General features: G+C 62.6%; 18 protein-coding genes. 4 read left to right on the top strand and 14 right to left on the bottom strand.

Going from position 1 to position 13,455, the window contains the following annotated elements:
* Positions 1–42 precede the first annotated feature (42 nt).
* Both ldcA and P9875_RS16825 read left to right on the top strand, forming a co-directional pair.
* Positions 43–960 (top strand): muramoyltetrapeptide carboxypeptidase, encoded by a 918-nt coding sequence (gene ldcA, locus P9875_RS16830; RefSeq protein WP_278316000.1) that lies wholly within the window; start codon positions 43–45, stop codon positions 958–960.
* Positions 961–965: 5 nt separating this feature from the next.
* A complete protein-coding gene (locus tag P9875_RS16825; protein WP_278315999.1) occupies positions 966–2,153 on the top strand; it encodes a DUF418 domain-containing protein in 1,188 nt (395 codons plus the stop codon).
* A gap of 9 nt (positions 2,154–2,162) precedes the next feature.
* Here the strand turns inward: P9875_RS16825 and P9875_RS16820 are convergent, their stop codons facing one another.
* The gene (locus P9875_RS16820; RefSeq protein WP_278315998.1) at positions 2,163–2,879 is read right to left on the bottom strand and encodes an SOS response-associated peptidase; all 717 of its coding nucleotides are present in this window, start codon (positions 2,877–2,879) and stop codon (positions 2,163–2,165) included.
* Positions 2,880–3,024: 145 nt separating this feature from the next.
* Between P9875_RS16820 and P9875_RS16815 the strand changes: the two genes are divergently transcribed.
* Positions 3,025–3,246, top strand: a complete 222-nt coding sequence (locus P9875_RS16815) for a hypothetical protein (RefSeq protein ID WP_035819178.1) — start codon at positions 3,025–3,027, stop codon at positions 3,244–3,246.
* Between the two features lie 7 nt (positions 3,247–3,253).
* On the opposite strand, the gene P9875_RS16810 is transcribed toward P9875_RS16815, so the two are convergent.
* The 10 genes from P9875_RS16810 to P9875_RS16765 all read right to left on the bottom strand — a co-directional run bounded on the left by P9875_RS16810 (position 3,254) and on the right by P9875_RS16765 (position 10,516).
* Positions 3,254–3,499 carry a hypothetical protein gene (locus P9875_RS16810; protein ID WP_035819175.1) on the bottom strand — a complete coding sequence of 82 codons (246 nt, stop codon included), beginning with the start codon at positions 3,497–3,499 and terminating at the stop codon, positions 3,254–3,256.
* Positions 3,500–3,571: 72 nt separating this feature from the next.
* Positions 3,572–3,877, bottom strand: a complete 306-nt coding sequence (locus tag P9875_RS16805; protein WP_176389798.1) for a hypothetical protein — start codon at positions 3,875–3,877, stop codon at positions 3,572–3,574.
* Positions 3,878–4,114: 237 nt separating this feature from the next.
* Positions 4,115–4,321 carry a hypothetical protein gene (locus tag P9875_RS16800; protein WP_070259409.1) on the bottom strand — a complete coding sequence of 69 codons (207 nt, stop codon included), beginning with the start codon at positions 4,319–4,321 and terminating at the stop codon, positions 4,115–4,117.
* 106 nt (positions 4,322–4,427) lie between these two features.
* Positions 4,428–4,997 (bottom strand): manganese efflux pump MntP, encoded by a 570-nt coding sequence (gene mntP, locus P9875_RS16795; protein ID WP_070218395.1) that lies wholly within the window; start codon positions 4,995–4,997, stop codon positions 4,428–4,430.
* A 57-nt stretch (positions 4,998–5,054) separates the two neighbouring features.
* The gene (locus tag P9875_RS16790) at positions 5,055–5,909 is read right to left on the bottom strand and encodes an undecaprenyl-diphosphate phosphatase (protein ID WP_176389797.1); all 855 of its coding nucleotides are present in this window, start codon (positions 5,907–5,909) and stop codon (positions 5,055–5,057) included.
* Between the two features lie 94 nt (positions 5,910–6,003).
* A complete protein-coding gene (locus P9875_RS16785; protein WP_278315997.1) occupies positions 6,004–6,870 on the bottom strand; it encodes an alpha/beta hydrolase in 867 nt (288 codons plus the stop codon).
* An 87-nt stretch (positions 6,871–6,957) separates the two neighbouring features.
* Entirely contained in the window at positions 6,958–7,599 is a 642-nt protein-coding gene (locus P9875_RS16780; protein WP_278315996.1) for a hypothetical protein, read from the bottom strand.
* A gap of 104 nt (positions 7,600–7,703) precedes the next feature.
* The gene (locus tag P9875_RS16775) at positions 7,704–8,036 is read right to left on the bottom strand and encodes a hypothetical protein (protein WP_035819158.1); all 333 of its coding nucleotides are present in this window, start codon (positions 8,034–8,036) and stop codon (positions 7,704–7,706) included.
* Between the two features lie 25 nt (positions 8,037–8,061).
* Complete coding sequence (locus tag P9875_RS16770; protein ID WP_035819156.1) at positions 8,062–8,748, bottom strand: hypothetical protein; 687 nt, start codon at positions 8,746–8,748, stop codon at positions 8,062–8,064.
* A gap of 103 nt (positions 8,749–8,851) precedes the next feature.
* Positions 8,852–10,516 (bottom strand): DUF6138 family protein, encoded by a 1,665-nt coding sequence (locus P9875_RS16765; RefSeq protein WP_278315995.1) that lies wholly within the window; start codon positions 10,514–10,516, stop codon positions 8,852–8,854.
* A gap of 431 nt (positions 10,517–10,947) precedes the next feature.
* Between P9875_RS16765 and P9875_RS16760 the strand changes: the two genes are divergently transcribed.
* Positions 10,948–11,640 (top strand): DUF3334 family protein, encoded by a 693-nt coding sequence (locus P9875_RS16760; RefSeq protein ID WP_034784631.1) that lies wholly within the window; start codon positions 10,948–10,950, stop codon positions 11,638–11,640.
* 69 nt (positions 11,641–11,709) lie between these two features.
* Here the strand turns inward: P9875_RS16760 and P9875_RS16755 are convergent, their stop codons facing one another.
* Genes P9875_RS16755 through P9875_RS16745 form a run of 3 tightly spaced genes read right to left on the bottom strand, consistent with a single transcriptional unit; the run spans position 11,710 to position 13,431 of the window.
* Positions 11,710–12,156 carry a GNAT family N-acetyltransferase gene (locus P9875_RS16755; RefSeq protein ID WP_278315994.1) on the bottom strand — a complete coding sequence of 149 codons (447 nt, stop codon included), beginning with the start codon at positions 12,154–12,156 and terminating at the stop codon, positions 11,710–11,712.
* A 48-nt stretch (positions 12,157–12,204) separates the two neighbouring features.
* Positions 12,205–12,876 (bottom strand): hypothetical protein, encoded by a 672-nt coding sequence (locus tag P9875_RS16750; protein ID WP_278315993.1) that lies wholly within the window; start codon positions 12,874–12,876, stop codon positions 12,205–12,207.
* Positions 12,877–12,888: 12 nt separating this feature from the next.
* Positions 12,889–13,431: a DUF2939 domain-containing protein gene (locus P9875_RS16745; RefSeq protein ID WP_278315992.1), complete on the bottom strand. Its 543-nt coding sequence runs from the start codon at positions 13,429–13,431 to the stop codon at positions 12,889–12,891.
* Between the last annotated feature and the right edge of the window lie 24 nt (positions 13,432–13,455).

The following is a 13,455-nucleotide window of genomic DNA, read 5'->3' as shown; positions in this document are numbered from 1 at the left end:
AAGTAACTCGGCGCGCCCACAACTTTTGAAGGCACGGGCATTTTGAAGACACCTGAGATTGGCATCGCCATCGTGGCACCGGGCGGTTATGCGCCCGACGCGGCGGCTTTGGAACGCGGCATCGCCCGCTTGCAGGCGCAAGGCGCCACCGTCCACAATTACTACGACCACGAGCACATATTCCAGCGCTTCGGCGGCACGGATGCGGGCCGCCTGGCACAGCTGAACGCGGCCGCTGCCGACCCGGACGTGCAGGTGGTGATCGCCTTGCGCGGCAGCTACGGCATCAGCCGCCTCCTGCCCGACATCGATTTCGACGGCATGGCGGACAGTGGCAAGCTGTTTGTCGGCTACAGCGATTTCACGGCCTTCCACATGGGCTTGATGGCGAAAACGGGCCGCGCCAGCTTTGCCGGCCCCATGCTCTGCGACGATTTTACGCGCGACGAGCCCGAGCAATTTACGCTCGATCAACTGTGGTCGTGCCTGGCCGGACCCACGCACACGGTCACGGGTACGGCGGCGGGCAATCCGCAGGTCGAAGTCAGCGGTAAATTATGGGGCGGTAACCTGGCCATGCTGGTTCACTTGCTGGGCACGCCGTATTTCCCGGAAATCGACGGCGGCATTTTGTTCCTGGAAGACGTCAACGAACACCCGTACCGGGTCGAGCGCATGCTGCTGCAATTGCTGCACGCGGGCGTGATAGAGCGCCAGCAAGCCGTGGTGCTCGGTGATTTTTCCGCCTATAAATTGAGCCCCATGGATAACGGTTATGATTTCGACGCCATGTTGGCCTATGTGCGCCAGCGCCTGCCCGTGCCCGTGCTGACGGGGCTGGAATTCGGCCATATCCGCCGCCGCGTCACCTTGCCGTTCGGCGGCCACGCGCGCCTGCAATCGGATGCGTCCGGCTTCAGCCTGCAGATCACCGATTACCCGACCCTGGCGCGCCCCTGAACGCTTTGAGCGCCATTCGCGCCAAGCGCGGCAGGTTGCTGCAGCTCGACGTGCTGCGCGGTCTTGCCGTGTTTGGCATCCTGCTGGTGAATATCTGGGGCTTTGCCTGGGGCACGATTTCCTTGCGCTACGGCACCTTGCCGGCGCAGCCGCCTGTGCTCGACCAGCTCGTCATTTTCGGGATTGCGGCGCTGGCGCAATTCAAGTTCTATCCCATCTTCGCGTTTTTGTTTGGCGCCGGTTTTGCCCTGCAGACACGTTCCCTGCAACGCCAGCTGGGCAGCTGGGAGCAGGCGCAAGCTGCCTATCGGCGCCGGCTGCGCTGCCTGCTCGTGTTTGGTCTGCTGCACGGTTTCCTCATCTGGAGCGGCGACGTGCTGACCTCGTATGCCGTGGCCGGCATGCTGATCCTGCCGCTGGCATCCGCCAGGCTCAGCCGCATACGCAACCGCGCCTGGCTGGTCGCCGCCGGTTTTCTGTTATTTATGTGCTTGCTCATTCCCGTGGGCCAGCAGGACGGCGCGCCGGACATTGCGCGCGACCTGCACAGTTTTGCGGAGCGGTACGCCATCTACACGCAAGGCAGCGCATGGGCCGTGGCCAGGCTGCGCGCCAACGATTTCCTCGTCTCCTTGCTGTACGCCACCGTCATGCTGCCGCATATCATCGTGCTGTTCCTGCTGGGCATCTTGTCCGTGCGTTGTGGCTGGCTGACGCAGCCGCAGCGCCACCAGCGGCTGTGGCGCCGGGTGCGCGCCGTGGGACTGGGCCTGGGCTTGCCGTTCAACCTGCTGGCGGCCGGCGCCGTCGCGTGGCAGGTAGCCGATCCGTATCAGACCGTGTTCGATACGGCCCTGTTCGAAGTGGGCCTGTTCGCCGGCGGCCCCGTGCTGGCGGCCGGCTACGTGGCCGCGCTGATGCTGGCCGGCCCCTTCATGCTGCGCTGGCTCGGCGCATGGCTGGCGCCCGTGGGACGCATGGCGCTGAGCAATTATCTGCTGCAATCGCTGATCGGCACGTGGTTGCTGCAGGGGCCGGGCCTGGGCTGGGGCGCCCGCTTGCGTCCGGCCGAGATGCTGGGCCTGGCCGTGCTGATCATGGTGGGGCAGGTGCTGCTGAGCCGCTACTGGCTGCGGCATTTCCGCCAGGGGCCGATGGAAGCGCTGTGGCGCCGCCTGGCGCGCTTGCCTTAATCCATTGCCTTAGTCCGTCCCCCAGTCAAACGTGCTTTGCACAGCAGGCGTTGAGGGTGTCCTGGCCTTGGCGGTCGGCACCAGCGGATTGTCGACGGCATGCCACTCGAACAGTTCCACGTCCAGCATGCAGGTGCGCGCCAGGTGCAGGGCTTGCTCGGGTGTCAGGGCGGGATCGAGCCAGCGGTGCGCGTCTTCCTGGCTGACGGCCACGGGGCGGCGGTCGTGGATATCGACCATGCCGCCCAGGCTGTCGGCCGTCACCAGCACGAAGCCCGCTTCCTCGCGGCTGACTTTCCAGGGGCCGAAATGGGCCAGCGCCAGCAGGAACAGGGGCGCGCGGTCGCGGCGGTGGATGTGCCACGGCTGCTTGCGGCCTTTTTCCCCAGTCCATTCATACCAGCCGGAAACGCAGACGATGCCGCGCCCAGTGCGCAGCAAGGGTTTCCAGTAGGCGCCGGCGAGTTTTTCCAGGCGGGCATTGATGGCGATGGGGATTTTTTTCTTGCCGGGAGCGGGTGTGGCCGCGGCTGCCCAGGCGGGGCGGTAGCCCCAGAAGACATCGTCGACCCTGTGCACGCCATCCTGGATGTGCAGCACGGGCCGGTACGTGCCGGGCGACACGTTCAGGTGCGGTTCGGCTTCGCTGTCGAATACGGCGTCGGTCCAGCCGAAGGACGACGCCAGTACGCGCGCCGTGTCATTTTGATCGAATCGTCCACACATGGCGAAATCATACCCGATCGCCGGGCGCCGCGCGGGCAGGCGCGTGCGCGCTTCCTGTGTGTGATCAAACGTACAGACTGCCAGCGGCGCGTGGCGCACAGTAGGGACCAGTCAGCTTCCTGACGCTTCTTGCACCGGAGGAAATATGTCTTTTGAAAATCCCACCATCCATAAAGGTTTTATCATCAGCGCCACGGCCAGCCAGCGCCGCGATGGCCGCTGGGTCGGCTCGTATGTGAGCCAGAACCAGGCCTGCGGCGCGTATGCGGACACTTGCGATTACGACGATTGCAGCAATGAAAAAGAGGCGCAGCAACTGGCGCTGTCCATCGGCTGGCGCCTGGCCGATGGCGTGTCGGCACGTTGAAACTGCCTTAGCGCTTGCCCCGCAGGGCCAGCAGCAGGCCGGCCAGGGGGAAGAGCAGGGTAGCGCCCAGCCGTACGGAGGTCAGTGAGGCGGTCTCCACACCCAGCACATGTGGCAAGGCCAGCAGCAACAGGGGCACGGGCACGGCGATGGCAAAGAAAAACAGGTACCACGAATAGCCATTCTTCTTGGCCAGCAAGGCGATCAGCGCGCAGCCGACGAGGAAGACCAGCGGCAAGTTCACATATTCCATTGTTCTGTGTTTTCATCCGGGAAAGCGCGTCATTATACGCGCCGCCAAGGCGTCCGGATGGGCTTGCCGGCGTCAGTTGCCGACGAAATCCGGCGGCTGCGGCGCCTGCTTTCCCGCGAGCGGCGCATCGGCCGGCAGCAGCGCCTTGATGGCGCCGTTATAGATGAGTTCCTGGGCATACGCCGAGGCCTCGATCAAAGCCGCATGCACGGACTTGAAACTGCTCGGCGTTTCAACCAGCACGGGCTTGGCGTACACCTGCTGCGTATCGCCGCGCTTGCTGATCAAAATCATGCCCCGGTAGCGCCCATCCTTCTCCAGCGCCCCCGCCACATGAAATTCATAGCCCCTGATCTGGTGTTTTTGTCCCTGATCCATGTCTCCCGCCTCCAGACCCGATTGTCGTGGCCCGGACCTTTTTATGCGTATCGAACAGCTGAGTGTTTGATTTGGCTCAAGACCGCCAATTCAAGCAACGGTTCAACTAGCGTATCGACGCTTGCTGCAAGCGTAGCGAGCGGTGGCGATTTGTGGCCGAGAAGCGCAACCGTACATAAGTACGGTGAGCATCGCAGGCCGCAAAGCGCCCCGCGCAGTAGCTTGCGGCAAGCGTCATCACCCCGCGCGAATGGCGCGGATCTGCTGGGCGGTTTCCTCGATCTCCCGATACGCTTCCTGGATATAGCCATTGATCGGATGCCCATCCATCCACTCGAAATAGGCGCGCTCGTCGTGTTTGATGGCAAATGGGACGTGGTGATCGCGTATCGATTCAGCCGTTTCGCGCACCAGCGAGGCAAAAAGCAGCTCAAGAGTTTCCATGATGGTCACCTTGCGAGACAGGAATGCAGAGCCTTGAATGTAGCACAAAGCGCGTCGCCAGCCACGCTGGTGCCTGTGGCGTGCGCGCCCGTTGCCCGGCCCACCATCAGGCCGGATGGCCGATATGCTCGTACAGGATCACGCAGCCGATGACGATCAGCACCAGGCCACCCACCAGTTCGGCGCGCCGGCCCGCCACCGTGCCCAGCACGCGGCCCAGCATCACGCCCAGGGTCACCATGACGAAGGTGGAAAAACCGATGGCGGCGGCAGTCACGACAATATTTGCGCCCAGCAGGGCCAGGCCAGCGCCCACCACCATGGCGTCGATGCTGGTGGCCAGGCCCGTCACGGCCAGCACCCAGAACGAGTGCGACTGGGCCGGCGCCTCTTCCTCGTCGGCATCGGAAAGGGCGTTGCGTATCATCAGCAAGCCGATGATGCCCAGCAGGCTGAAGGCGATCCAGTGGTCCCACGCTTCCACGTAAGGTGCGGCCACGCTGCCCAGGGCCCAGCCGATGATGGGCGTGATGGCTTCGATGACGCCAAAGATCAGGCCCGTGCGCAGCGCCTCGCGCCATTGCGGCTTGTGCAGGGCGGCGCCCTTGCCCACGGCGGCCGCGAAGGCGTCGGTGGACATGGCAAGCGAGAGGGCGGCGGTGGCGGCGAAATTCATCGTTGGCTTTCTGTAAACCTGGCTGGGATGTGTGTATAAACTGCAAACCCGGCGATTTTACCCCAGGTACAGCACTACCAAGGAGGCCAGCAGGCAATACGCGCCAAAGAAATGCCAGCGCCCTTGCTCGAGCCAGCGTGACAGCCAGCGCAGGGCCAGCAAGCCGGCCAGGAAGGACAGCAGCATGCCCAGCAGGCTGGGGCCGAGCAGGTGCAGCAGGCTGTTGCCGTGTTCCAGATGGTCCAGGCTGCCATTTGCCACGGCCTGGTAAAAGCGCCAGCCTTCCTTGACCAGCACGGCCGGCGTCAGTACGACGGCCAGGGCAAAGCTGAATTCCTCGGCGCGGCGCTGCGGCACGCCCATGGCGATGCCGGCGGAAATGGTGGCGCCCGAGCGGGAAAAGCCCCGGAAAGGCAGGCACAGGCCTTGCACGGCGCCGATCACCATCGCCTTGCCGATGGACAAGGTGCCATGCTGGCGCGCTTGCAGGCGCGACGACACAATGATCAGCACGCCGGCGGCAGCCAGCGCGGCGGCCATCAGCTTCGCGTTGCCGAACAGGTGCTCGATTTCAAAACCGGGCGCATCCTTGCTCATGACGTGCGTAATGCCCTTCAGCAATCCGAAGCCGACGATGCCCGTCAGGGCCGTGGCGGCCGCGAGCAGCAGGACATTGCTGCGGAAGGCGCTGGCCGAACTGAAATACGTGGCGCGCCAGGATTTCCAGAAATACACGATGACGGCGAACATGGTGCCCGTATGCAGCATCACCAGCAGCATGGTCAGCTCCGGCGAGGTGGGATCGAGGCCCATCCATTTTTCCGCCATGATGACGTGGGCGGAACTGGACACGGGCAGCAGCTCGGCGAAGCCCTGGACGATGGAAAGTATAAATAATTGCAAGAAGCTCATGGGTATCGGACTCGGGCGGGAAAAGCAGGGCCGCCGATTTTACCCGCCCGATCCTGCGGCTACGTCCCTCGCCAGATTACAGTTTGTCCATGTCTTACTGCCTGGCCGGTGCCTGCGGCTTGAAAACGCTGCGGAACGCCTTCAAGGCTGCCGGGTGATAGATCGTGCCGTGGGTTTCTTCCGGCATTTTTTCCACATGCCATTGCAGGCCGCGCGGTGCCTGTTTCTCCAGCACGTCGGACAGGCGCTGCACTTCGATGGCGATGCCCGCTTCGCTGCTGGAGGCCAGGTACAGGCTGTGCTTGCCTGGTTTGCCCTTGGCTATCAGCCCGGCCGCCTGACGCGGTAGGGCGCCGTGGTTCCACCACAGGCTGGGATCGAACGCCAGGTAATGGTCGAACAGCTGCGGTTCCAGCAGATAGGTTTCCACCACGAACAGGCCCGCCAGCGATTCGCCGACGATGGCCGTCTCGCCCGTCGTGCGGTAGCGGCGCTTGACTTCCGGCATCAGTTCGTCGCGGATGAAGGCCCGGTAGGCGGACGCGCCACCCACGACGGGGGCGATCTTGCGGTCTTCCGCATTCTCCGTCGGCCCCGTCAAATCGCGCCGGCGCTGCGTGTTTTGCATGCCGACCAGCATGAAAGGGCGCATCGTGCCATTCGCTACCGACACTTGCAGCAAGCCGGCCACGTGCAAAAAATCTTCCGCGACGCCGCCGTCCGGCATGTACAGCACGGGCAGCGGCGCATCGGGCGGCGTATCCCAGGCGCGCGCCATGTACACATTGATGTGGCGCTTTTCCTGCAGTGCCTGCGAATCGATGCTGAAACTTTCGCCGATGACGAGCGGCGTGGCCGCGCTGGAGGAAGCGGTGGCGGCGGGCGCGGCATTGGCGAAGTGGAAGGGGCTGGACAGCAGCAGGGCGGCGGCGAGGTGCAGTGCAAGGCAAGAGTGGCGCATGGTTTCCCGTGATAAGTGAGTCGGATCGATGGCATGCACGTGTATGGACATGCCATCGGGCAATTCTATCTTATCTTTGATGCAGCATTACTTGATCGTCAAGAGTTTCCGCTCGCGCACGATACCTGCCTTGTCGATCGTGTAGGCGACCAGCAGCGCGCCATCCTCGGCGCAGGCGTGGCAGGTGATCAGGGGCGTGGAAAACAGCACGCTCTGGCCGCCATCGCTGGTCGCCGTGCTGCCGACGAAATCGGCGGGCGCAAACGGGACAGCGTCCGGATGGGCGGCGGCAAACGCGCGCCAGGCCGGCGTGGCGCGGTCTTCCTCGCCCACTGAGCCTTCGTCGACGTCGATGGCGGCGCCATCGCTGCCGATCAGCAAGGTGCCTTCATTCGTGTTGGCGCGGAACGGATAGGTAACGGTGGCCAGGGCCGCCTTGCCCAGCGGGCGCCAGGCGGAGATGAAGCCGGCCTTGTTTGCCTTCACCAGCATCCGGGCGGCGGCGATGGCTTGCGGATGCGCGCCGCTGCGCTGCATGGTGCGCAACAGGCAGACGTCGGGCGCGGTCGTCGATTGTTCGCTGCGGCAAGCCGACAGCGAGCGTTCCTGCCACACGGCGCGCGCGTCGACGGGGCCGATGGGTGGAAGGCTGGCCGCCTGCGCGCTTGCCAGAGCGGAGAAAGCAAGTATGGCGCAGCCGAATACCTGGCGGGAAAATTGTGTGGGCATGGGGAACTTTCTGTAGCGGAAACAATAGAGCCTCCGATTATAGGAGGGGGCCGGCGAGCTTGCCCACACGAAACGGCCTCGCTGGCGGCCGGCTTGCGCCTCGATCAGCGCTTTTTTGCCGCCGCCTGGCGCAAGGCCTTCGCTTCCTGCTTGTTGGGGATATGCGGGCGCTTGGCCAGTTCCGCCTTGACGGCGGCGATGGCGGCACCGAATAGCTGTTCAGCCTGCTCGACGCTGGCGCCCGCATAGTGCTGCTGGTTGGATTGGGCTGCACGCAGCCGGCGCAGCAGCGCCAGCAATTGCTTGCCGTGCAGGGCAGGCAAGTCCTGCGCCAGCACTTGCGCGCCCAGCGTGACCTCCACATGCTCGGGGGCGAGCAGCTGCAGCAAGGCCAGGCCTGCAGGCTGGGCGACTGGGGTCAGTTTGGGCTTGTCCATCGGCAGTTTAAAGCTCCGTGTAGGATTACAAGTATTCCCAGATTTCATCGAAGGTTTCGCGCGCGAAATCGTTGCGCCACGCTTCCGAGTTCTTTTCGCGGCTGACGCCAAACACGGCGCGCCACGTCTGCTTCGGCGAGCTCGTGTAGGTTGCGGCGATCTTTTCCAGGCCGGCCTTGCATTGCTCGACCTTGCAGCCGCTCTTCGCCAGTTGCTGGGCCGCAGGCGCCCAGGCGACAGGCGCCTTGACGACCTGGCATTCGAAGCTGACGGCGACCGTCTGCATGCCGTTTTCCACCGTGACCGGGTCCGCCTTGGTGGCCTGGCAGGCGGTGCCATTCTTGGCGGCGATAACGTTCGCGGCCAGCTGTTCGGCGGCGGGCGTCAGGGCCGCGCGCATGGTCGCGGGGAACAGGTCGGCGATCAGTTTGCCCGTTTGCGTTGGGAACTTGGCATCCGCTTCCTTCAAGCCGCTGTACGACGCGTATTCGGCGCTTTGATGGCCCGCCAGGCGGGTCGGGCGCAGGTAGGCGTTGAGTTTGGCAACGCTGGCTTCATCCTGGTTGATGATGGTCTTGATGTACAGATTGGCCACGTCCAGCGGAGCCAGTTCCACGGCGTCGGCGGCGATGGCGGGCTGGGCCAGCGCCACGGCGGCGGCCATGCTTGCCGCCAGCAGGGCGGCGCGCGAGCTTGTTTGTGTTTGTTGCATGTATTTTCTCCACGATTCAATGTCAGGCGCCAAAAGATGCTTTAAAGAAATTTTGGCGCCCGCATTATAAATGGTGAAAGTCATAACGTTGCACACATTAGGCCTACCCCTTGCTGGCTGCTTCAAGCAAAGCCAGCAGCAGCTCCTTGCGCCGGCCTTGCGCCTTGCGCGCCAGCGTCGCCACTTTTTCCAGCTTGCCCCAGACTGGATACAGCATGTGTTCCACCTGATAGCCTTCCAGCCCTTGCAGTTGCTGGAAGAATAGTTCCAGTTTCTCGACATCTTCCAGTTCCGCCTGGATTTTCACTTTGGCGTTATCCGTGCACGCGCGCAGGCAGGCCGCCAGCACGGGGACGGAGTCTGGCGTGACGCCATGCTTTTCAGTAAAGGCCGCCGTGAACTGGTCTTGCACACACTGGTGTTCCTCGTCGACGTTGGCCATGTAGTGCCGCACCAGCGGGAAATAGCGAGCGTCGAGCAGGCCCAGCCCAAACGTGGCGTAACTGCCTGGCATGCAGTTCTTTTCGCCTTCCGTGTCGGCATAGAATTCAAATTGCTCGATGGCGGCGCGCGCATACGCTTCCAGCTGCGGCTGCAGGGCGGGCCAGGCGAGGGCGTTGGCAAAGAAGCGGTGCGTGTCGGATTTCGCCAGTCCTTTCAAGGGCAGATATGCCTTGACCTTCGATTTTAGCTTGATCTGGTAGCTTTTCGGAAAGCCGTTGTTCAGCAAATGCGTGACGAACGCCAGCGCCTGCGCATACGCGTCTTCCTCTTCCTGGACGATGCTGATGTTGATCGTGGCAAACACATCGTTGGCGCGGCATTCCAACTGGGCATTTTTCAGGTGGATGGCGTCGGGCGCGAAAGTGCCGCTGCCTTCCTTGAGCATGCGCACGGCCCGTTCGCTACCCAGTTCGCGCGCGATTTCCAGGAATTTCAGGCCCGTCGATTTGGCGTAGCTCGGTTCGTGGCGCAAGATCATCACGGCGCCATACAGCAGCAGGTCGATCGGCGCCAGCGCCTGCGCGTCTGGCGCCGCGCCCGCTTTCAAGCTGTATTCCGCGCTGCGGTAGCTCGATTTCTGCACGTCATAGAACTGCGGGAGGAACTGCTTTTCCGCCCAGGCCGTCACGGCCTGGATGATGTCGCTGCGATGCTCTGCCAGCGCTTGCGGGCGCGACTTGTTCAGTTGCTCGATGCGCTCGAATAGGGCGATCGTCCAGGCGATATCGGGCTGCGGAAACAGCAGGGGATCGAGCAGGTGGCGCGCCAGGAAGAAGGTTTCCAGTTTTTTCGTCGGCCGCTTGCCGTGCTCGAGTTTTTGCGTGACGTAAGTATGTATGCGTTCGAGCAGGGTTTGGCGCTTGCCTTCGTTGACGTATTCCAGCAAGGTCAGGTGCAGCTTGCCCTGCGCCGTCTGGAATTTGCCGCGCAAGGTGAAGCGGTAGTCGATCATCGGTGTGTCGGCCAGCGCCTCCAGCTTCGCTTGCACCATGGTAACCAGTTGGGGGGCGATGCTGTCGCGCACGACGGCTTCATCGAGGCGCGCCGGCGTGCGGGGACGCACGTCGTCGTCGAAGCCCAGGTCGATCTCGTCGGCGGTGGTGCGTCCTGGTTTGTAGTCGAGCAAGAAATCATTAAAGATGCCCATCTGCAGGGTGGTCCGATTCACGGCGCTTTCCAGATCGGTGCGCTTCAGGCGCTCGGCAAACCACGCCTCCACGGCCGCCATCATTTCCGCCGTTGCCTGTTCTTGCAGTGTACTCATCCTCTCATGCCTTTCGCTGGTTGTTGTCCTGGCGGCGCCGTTGCGTCCCGCGGGGGCAGTATACGTGATGCTGCCTTTTCGCCATGGTTTCAAGCGTGCCAGGCTGATTCTTTCTGCATGCTTATCTTCCGCATAATGTTGCCTTGCGATGTATTGGTATTTCCGCACAGATCGTCAAGTAAATGCAGGTATGGCTGGACGGAAATGTTACATCTGGGTATTCTGCGCATGATACTTATTTCTATACAGTTATTTCTATACAGAAAAAGGTAAGAGGGCGGTTCGTACCGGCGGCAACGCGGCGCGCCCCGCCACGCAAGGTCAGGCATGCAAAGGTGAAGTCGTCCGCCAGCTGAGCGAAACGGTCAGTTTCGGCTCGCGGCGGGCAGGGAACAGTGCTGTCATCTTAAAAATAGTAGGAGAGGTTGCTCATGGATGCAGAAAAGGATGTTGTGTACGGTACAGAAGATTTGTTGATGAGTTTGTGCAACTCGGTGGTTCGGGTGCTCAACGTTGCAACGCAAAGTAAAGTCAATTATTCAGGCATGGTGCAGCGCATTACGAAGACCGGCCTGAAGCCGGACATCGGCTGTTTCGTGATGTTCGATGGCGGTTTCACAGGCCTGGTGGTGCTTAATTTTGCCGCCGATACGGCAATGGAAATCTACGAGCGCTATATGTTGCACATGGGCATGCCGAAGTCGGAACTGGCCAGCTTCTACACGTCGGACGAAGTGTCGAACATCATGGGCGAGCTGATGAACCAGATCGTGGGCGACTTCACGGGCAAGGTGCGGCGCGAACTGCAAACGAACATCACCCAAAGCCAGCCGAAGATGCTGGTGCTGAACAAGCAGGTGATGCTTAGCGTCGACACGCCGCTGGACCGCCCGGAAATGCGCCGCGTCACTTTCTATACGGAAAAGAACAATATTTTCTATCTGGAACTGGCGATCGACCGTACCGAGTTCATCAAGCTGCACGATTTCGATTCGCGCGAAGTCGACGCCGACTCGCTGATGGATGGCGAATTCGCGAACCGCGAACGCGACGCCGCTCCCGCGCCTGCGGCGGAACCGGAAGACGACGACAACGCCGATTTGCTCAAGTCGCTGGGCATGTAAGCAGCGATTGTTGACCGTGCTTGATCGTGGCTGGCGGCAGGTTTGCCGCCGGCCACTGTCGTATGCAGCCTACAAGGGCTTGCTCATGAATACCCGGCTCGTGCCTTCGGGGCTGCAGGCGATGTCGCCGAAGCGGCGCCAGCCGCGCCGCTCGTAAAATTCGGGCGCCTGGAAACTGATGGTGTACAGCACCGCCGAAGCACAGCCGCGTCGGCGTCCTTCCTCTTCGAACCGCGCCAGTATCTGGCTGCCCAGTCCCAGCCCACGCAAGGCGGCGGGCAAATAAAACAAATCGAGAAACAGCAGGCCCAGCGAGGTCCGGCCCATGGCGCCGCCCAGCACCCGCTGGCTGTCGCGGTCGCGCACCACCACGCTCAATACCTGCCTGTCGCTATAGCCGGTGATGGCATCGTTGTAGGCGTTCAAGCCCTCGAGGATGGTTTGCTCGACCTCCGCATCGATCGTGGCGCTGACGCAGATGGTGTAGGGTAAGGCGTTGTGCGGATGTGCAGGCATGGCGGACAGGAAAATAGTCGATAACTGTATAAATATACAGTATATTGACTAATTTTGCCCGGCTTGTTGCGGCAACGTCAATGTTTCCATCCGTCGAATGCCAACCATGCCGCTTTGCTGGCTGTCATCGAGCGACCAGTATTCGAGCGCATACGCATGGCTGCCATCGATGATGGTCAGCGTTTCCTTCTGGCGTCCGTTGGGCGCCTTGTAATACAGGCGCCGCGCGGGCCTGCCATCCACAGTCTGCTTGAACGATTGCGCCGACATGCGGACGCGCTTGCCCGTTTTGCCCGCCATCGACATGGCCGTGATCGTCACATAGGCGCGGTCCGGGCAGCGGGCCAGCAGGTGCCCTCCGCTCAGGACGGTGGGCTGCGCTTGTTCCAGCGGGAAACCGAACGGCTGCACGCCGACGATATCCATACAGCCCATCTGTTGCGCCAGGCCGGTCAAAGCGACCGGATCGAGCGCGCTGGTATAGTGTTTTTCAGCGGCCCGCGCCTGACCCAATGCCAGACGGCGCTCCAGTTCGGCCAGCGAAATGTCGCTGGGCACGGGCAGCGGGGCAGGGGCGTCAGGATCGGCGGCCGTGGATGTTTCCGCCTGCATGCGCGCGGCAACAGAGTGGCTGCTCCCGGCTGTGCCATCGAGGGCGTGGGCGAGTGATGTGGCGCTGGCAATGACCATGGCCAGCGATAAAGCTGGGTGTTTCAGCATGAAATTTCCCGCTTAACGTGCGGCCATCGCCGACGCAATCTCGATTGAACTGAGTTTCCAGCCCCACACGCCATGGCGCAGCAGGACCAGTGCGCCGTCCTGCGCATTACCGTCTTTCGCACGCACGACAAAGGTGTTCACGCCAGCATAGCCTGCCGAATACTCGGCCTTTTTCTGCGCGCCATCGGCGGGTGCATCCGCCGTCTCACTTGCTTGCGGGCCGACGGCGCTCTTGTTGACCAGCGCGACGACGCCTGCAGGCGAGACCATGGTATCGACCATCTTGCCCAGCATGGCGCTGGCAACCCGCTGGCCCAGGGCGGCGAGCGGGTTGCCGCTGCCGGCGGTCGCTTCGATGCTGCGCGCCATGCTGGCCTCCAGCTGCGTCTTGACGCTGGCGCGCAAGGCGGGGAAGTCCACGTGTGCGGCCAGGGCTTCTGCGTTGCGTTCGGCCAGCGCGGTCTTGATCTGGTGCAAGGCGTAGTAGGGCGAGGCATAGGCGGTGGCGGCGACGGCAACGGCGGCCACGGCGGCGGCGATGGTGATTTTTTTCAAGTGAGGCCTGTAAGGTGGAGGGGA

This window comes from Janthinobacterium rivuli (assembly GCF_029690045.1).
GTDB classification, from domain to species: domain Bacteria; phylum Pseudomonadota; class Gammaproteobacteria; order Burkholderiales; family Burkholderiaceae_D; genus Janthinobacterium; species Janthinobacterium rivuli.
This window is presented reverse-complemented; position numbering and strand designations above follow the sequence as displayed.

Excerpts from the sequence above, each read along its gene's own strand:
- P9875_RS16820 (WP_278315998.1), bottom strand. The coding sequence starts at position 2,879 with ATGTGTGGACGATTCGATCAAAATGACACGGCGCGCGTACTGGCGTCG.
- P9875_RS16815 (WP_035819178.1), top strand. The coding sequence starts at position 3,025 with ATGTCTTTTGAAAATCCCACCATCCATAAAGGTTTTATCATCAGCGCC.
- P9875_RS16810 (WP_035819175.1), bottom strand. The coding sequence starts at position 3,499 with ATGGAATATGTGAACTTGCCGCTGGTCTTCCTCGTCGGCTGCGCGCTG.
- P9875_RS16805 (WP_176389798.1), bottom strand. The coding sequence starts at position 3,877 with ATGGATCAGGGACAAAAACACCAGATCAGGGGCTATGAATTTCATGTG.
- P9875_RS16800 (WP_070259409.1), bottom strand. The coding sequence starts at position 4,321 with ATGGAAACTCTTGAGCTGCTTTTTGCCTCGCTGGTGCGCGAAACGGCT.
- mntP (WP_070218395.1), bottom strand. The coding sequence starts at position 4,997 with ATGAATTTCGCCGCCACCGCCGCCCTCTCGCTTGCCATGTCCACCGAC.
- P9875_RS16790 (WP_176389797.1), bottom strand. The coding sequence starts at position 5,909 with ATGAGCTTCTTGCAATTATTTATACTTTCCATCGTCCAGGGCTTCGCC.
- P9875_RS16785 (WP_278315997.1), bottom strand. The coding sequence starts at position 6,870 with ATGCGCCACTCTTGCCTTGCACTGCACCTCGCCGCCGCCCTGCTGCTG.
- P9875_RS16780 (WP_278315996.1), bottom strand. The coding sequence starts at position 7,599 with ATGCCCACACAATTTTCCCGCCAGGTATTCGGCTGCGCCATACTTGCT.
- P9875_RS16775 (WP_035819158.1), bottom strand. The coding sequence starts at position 8,036 with ATGGACAAGCCCAAACTGACCCCAGTCGCCCAGCCTGCAGGCCTGGCC.
- P9875_RS16770 (WP_035819156.1), bottom strand. The coding sequence starts at position 8,748 with ATGCAACAAACACAAACAAGCTCGCGCGCCGCCCTGCTGGCGGCAAGC.
- P9875_RS16765 (WP_278315995.1), bottom strand. The coding sequence starts at position 10,516 with ATGAGTACACTGCAAGAACAGGCAACGGCGGAAATGATGGCGGCCGTG.
- P9875_RS16760 (WP_034784631.1), top strand. The coding sequence starts at position 10,948 with ATGGATGCAGAAAAGGATGTTGTGTACGGTACAGAAGATTTGTTGATG.
- P9875_RS16755 (WP_278315994.1), bottom strand. The coding sequence starts at position 12,156 with ATGCCTGCACATCCGCACAACGCCTTACCCTACACCATCTGCGTCAGC.
- P9875_RS16750 (WP_278315993.1), bottom strand. The coding sequence starts at position 12,876 with ATGCTGAAACACCCAGCTTTATCGCTGGCCATGGTCATTGCCAGCGCC.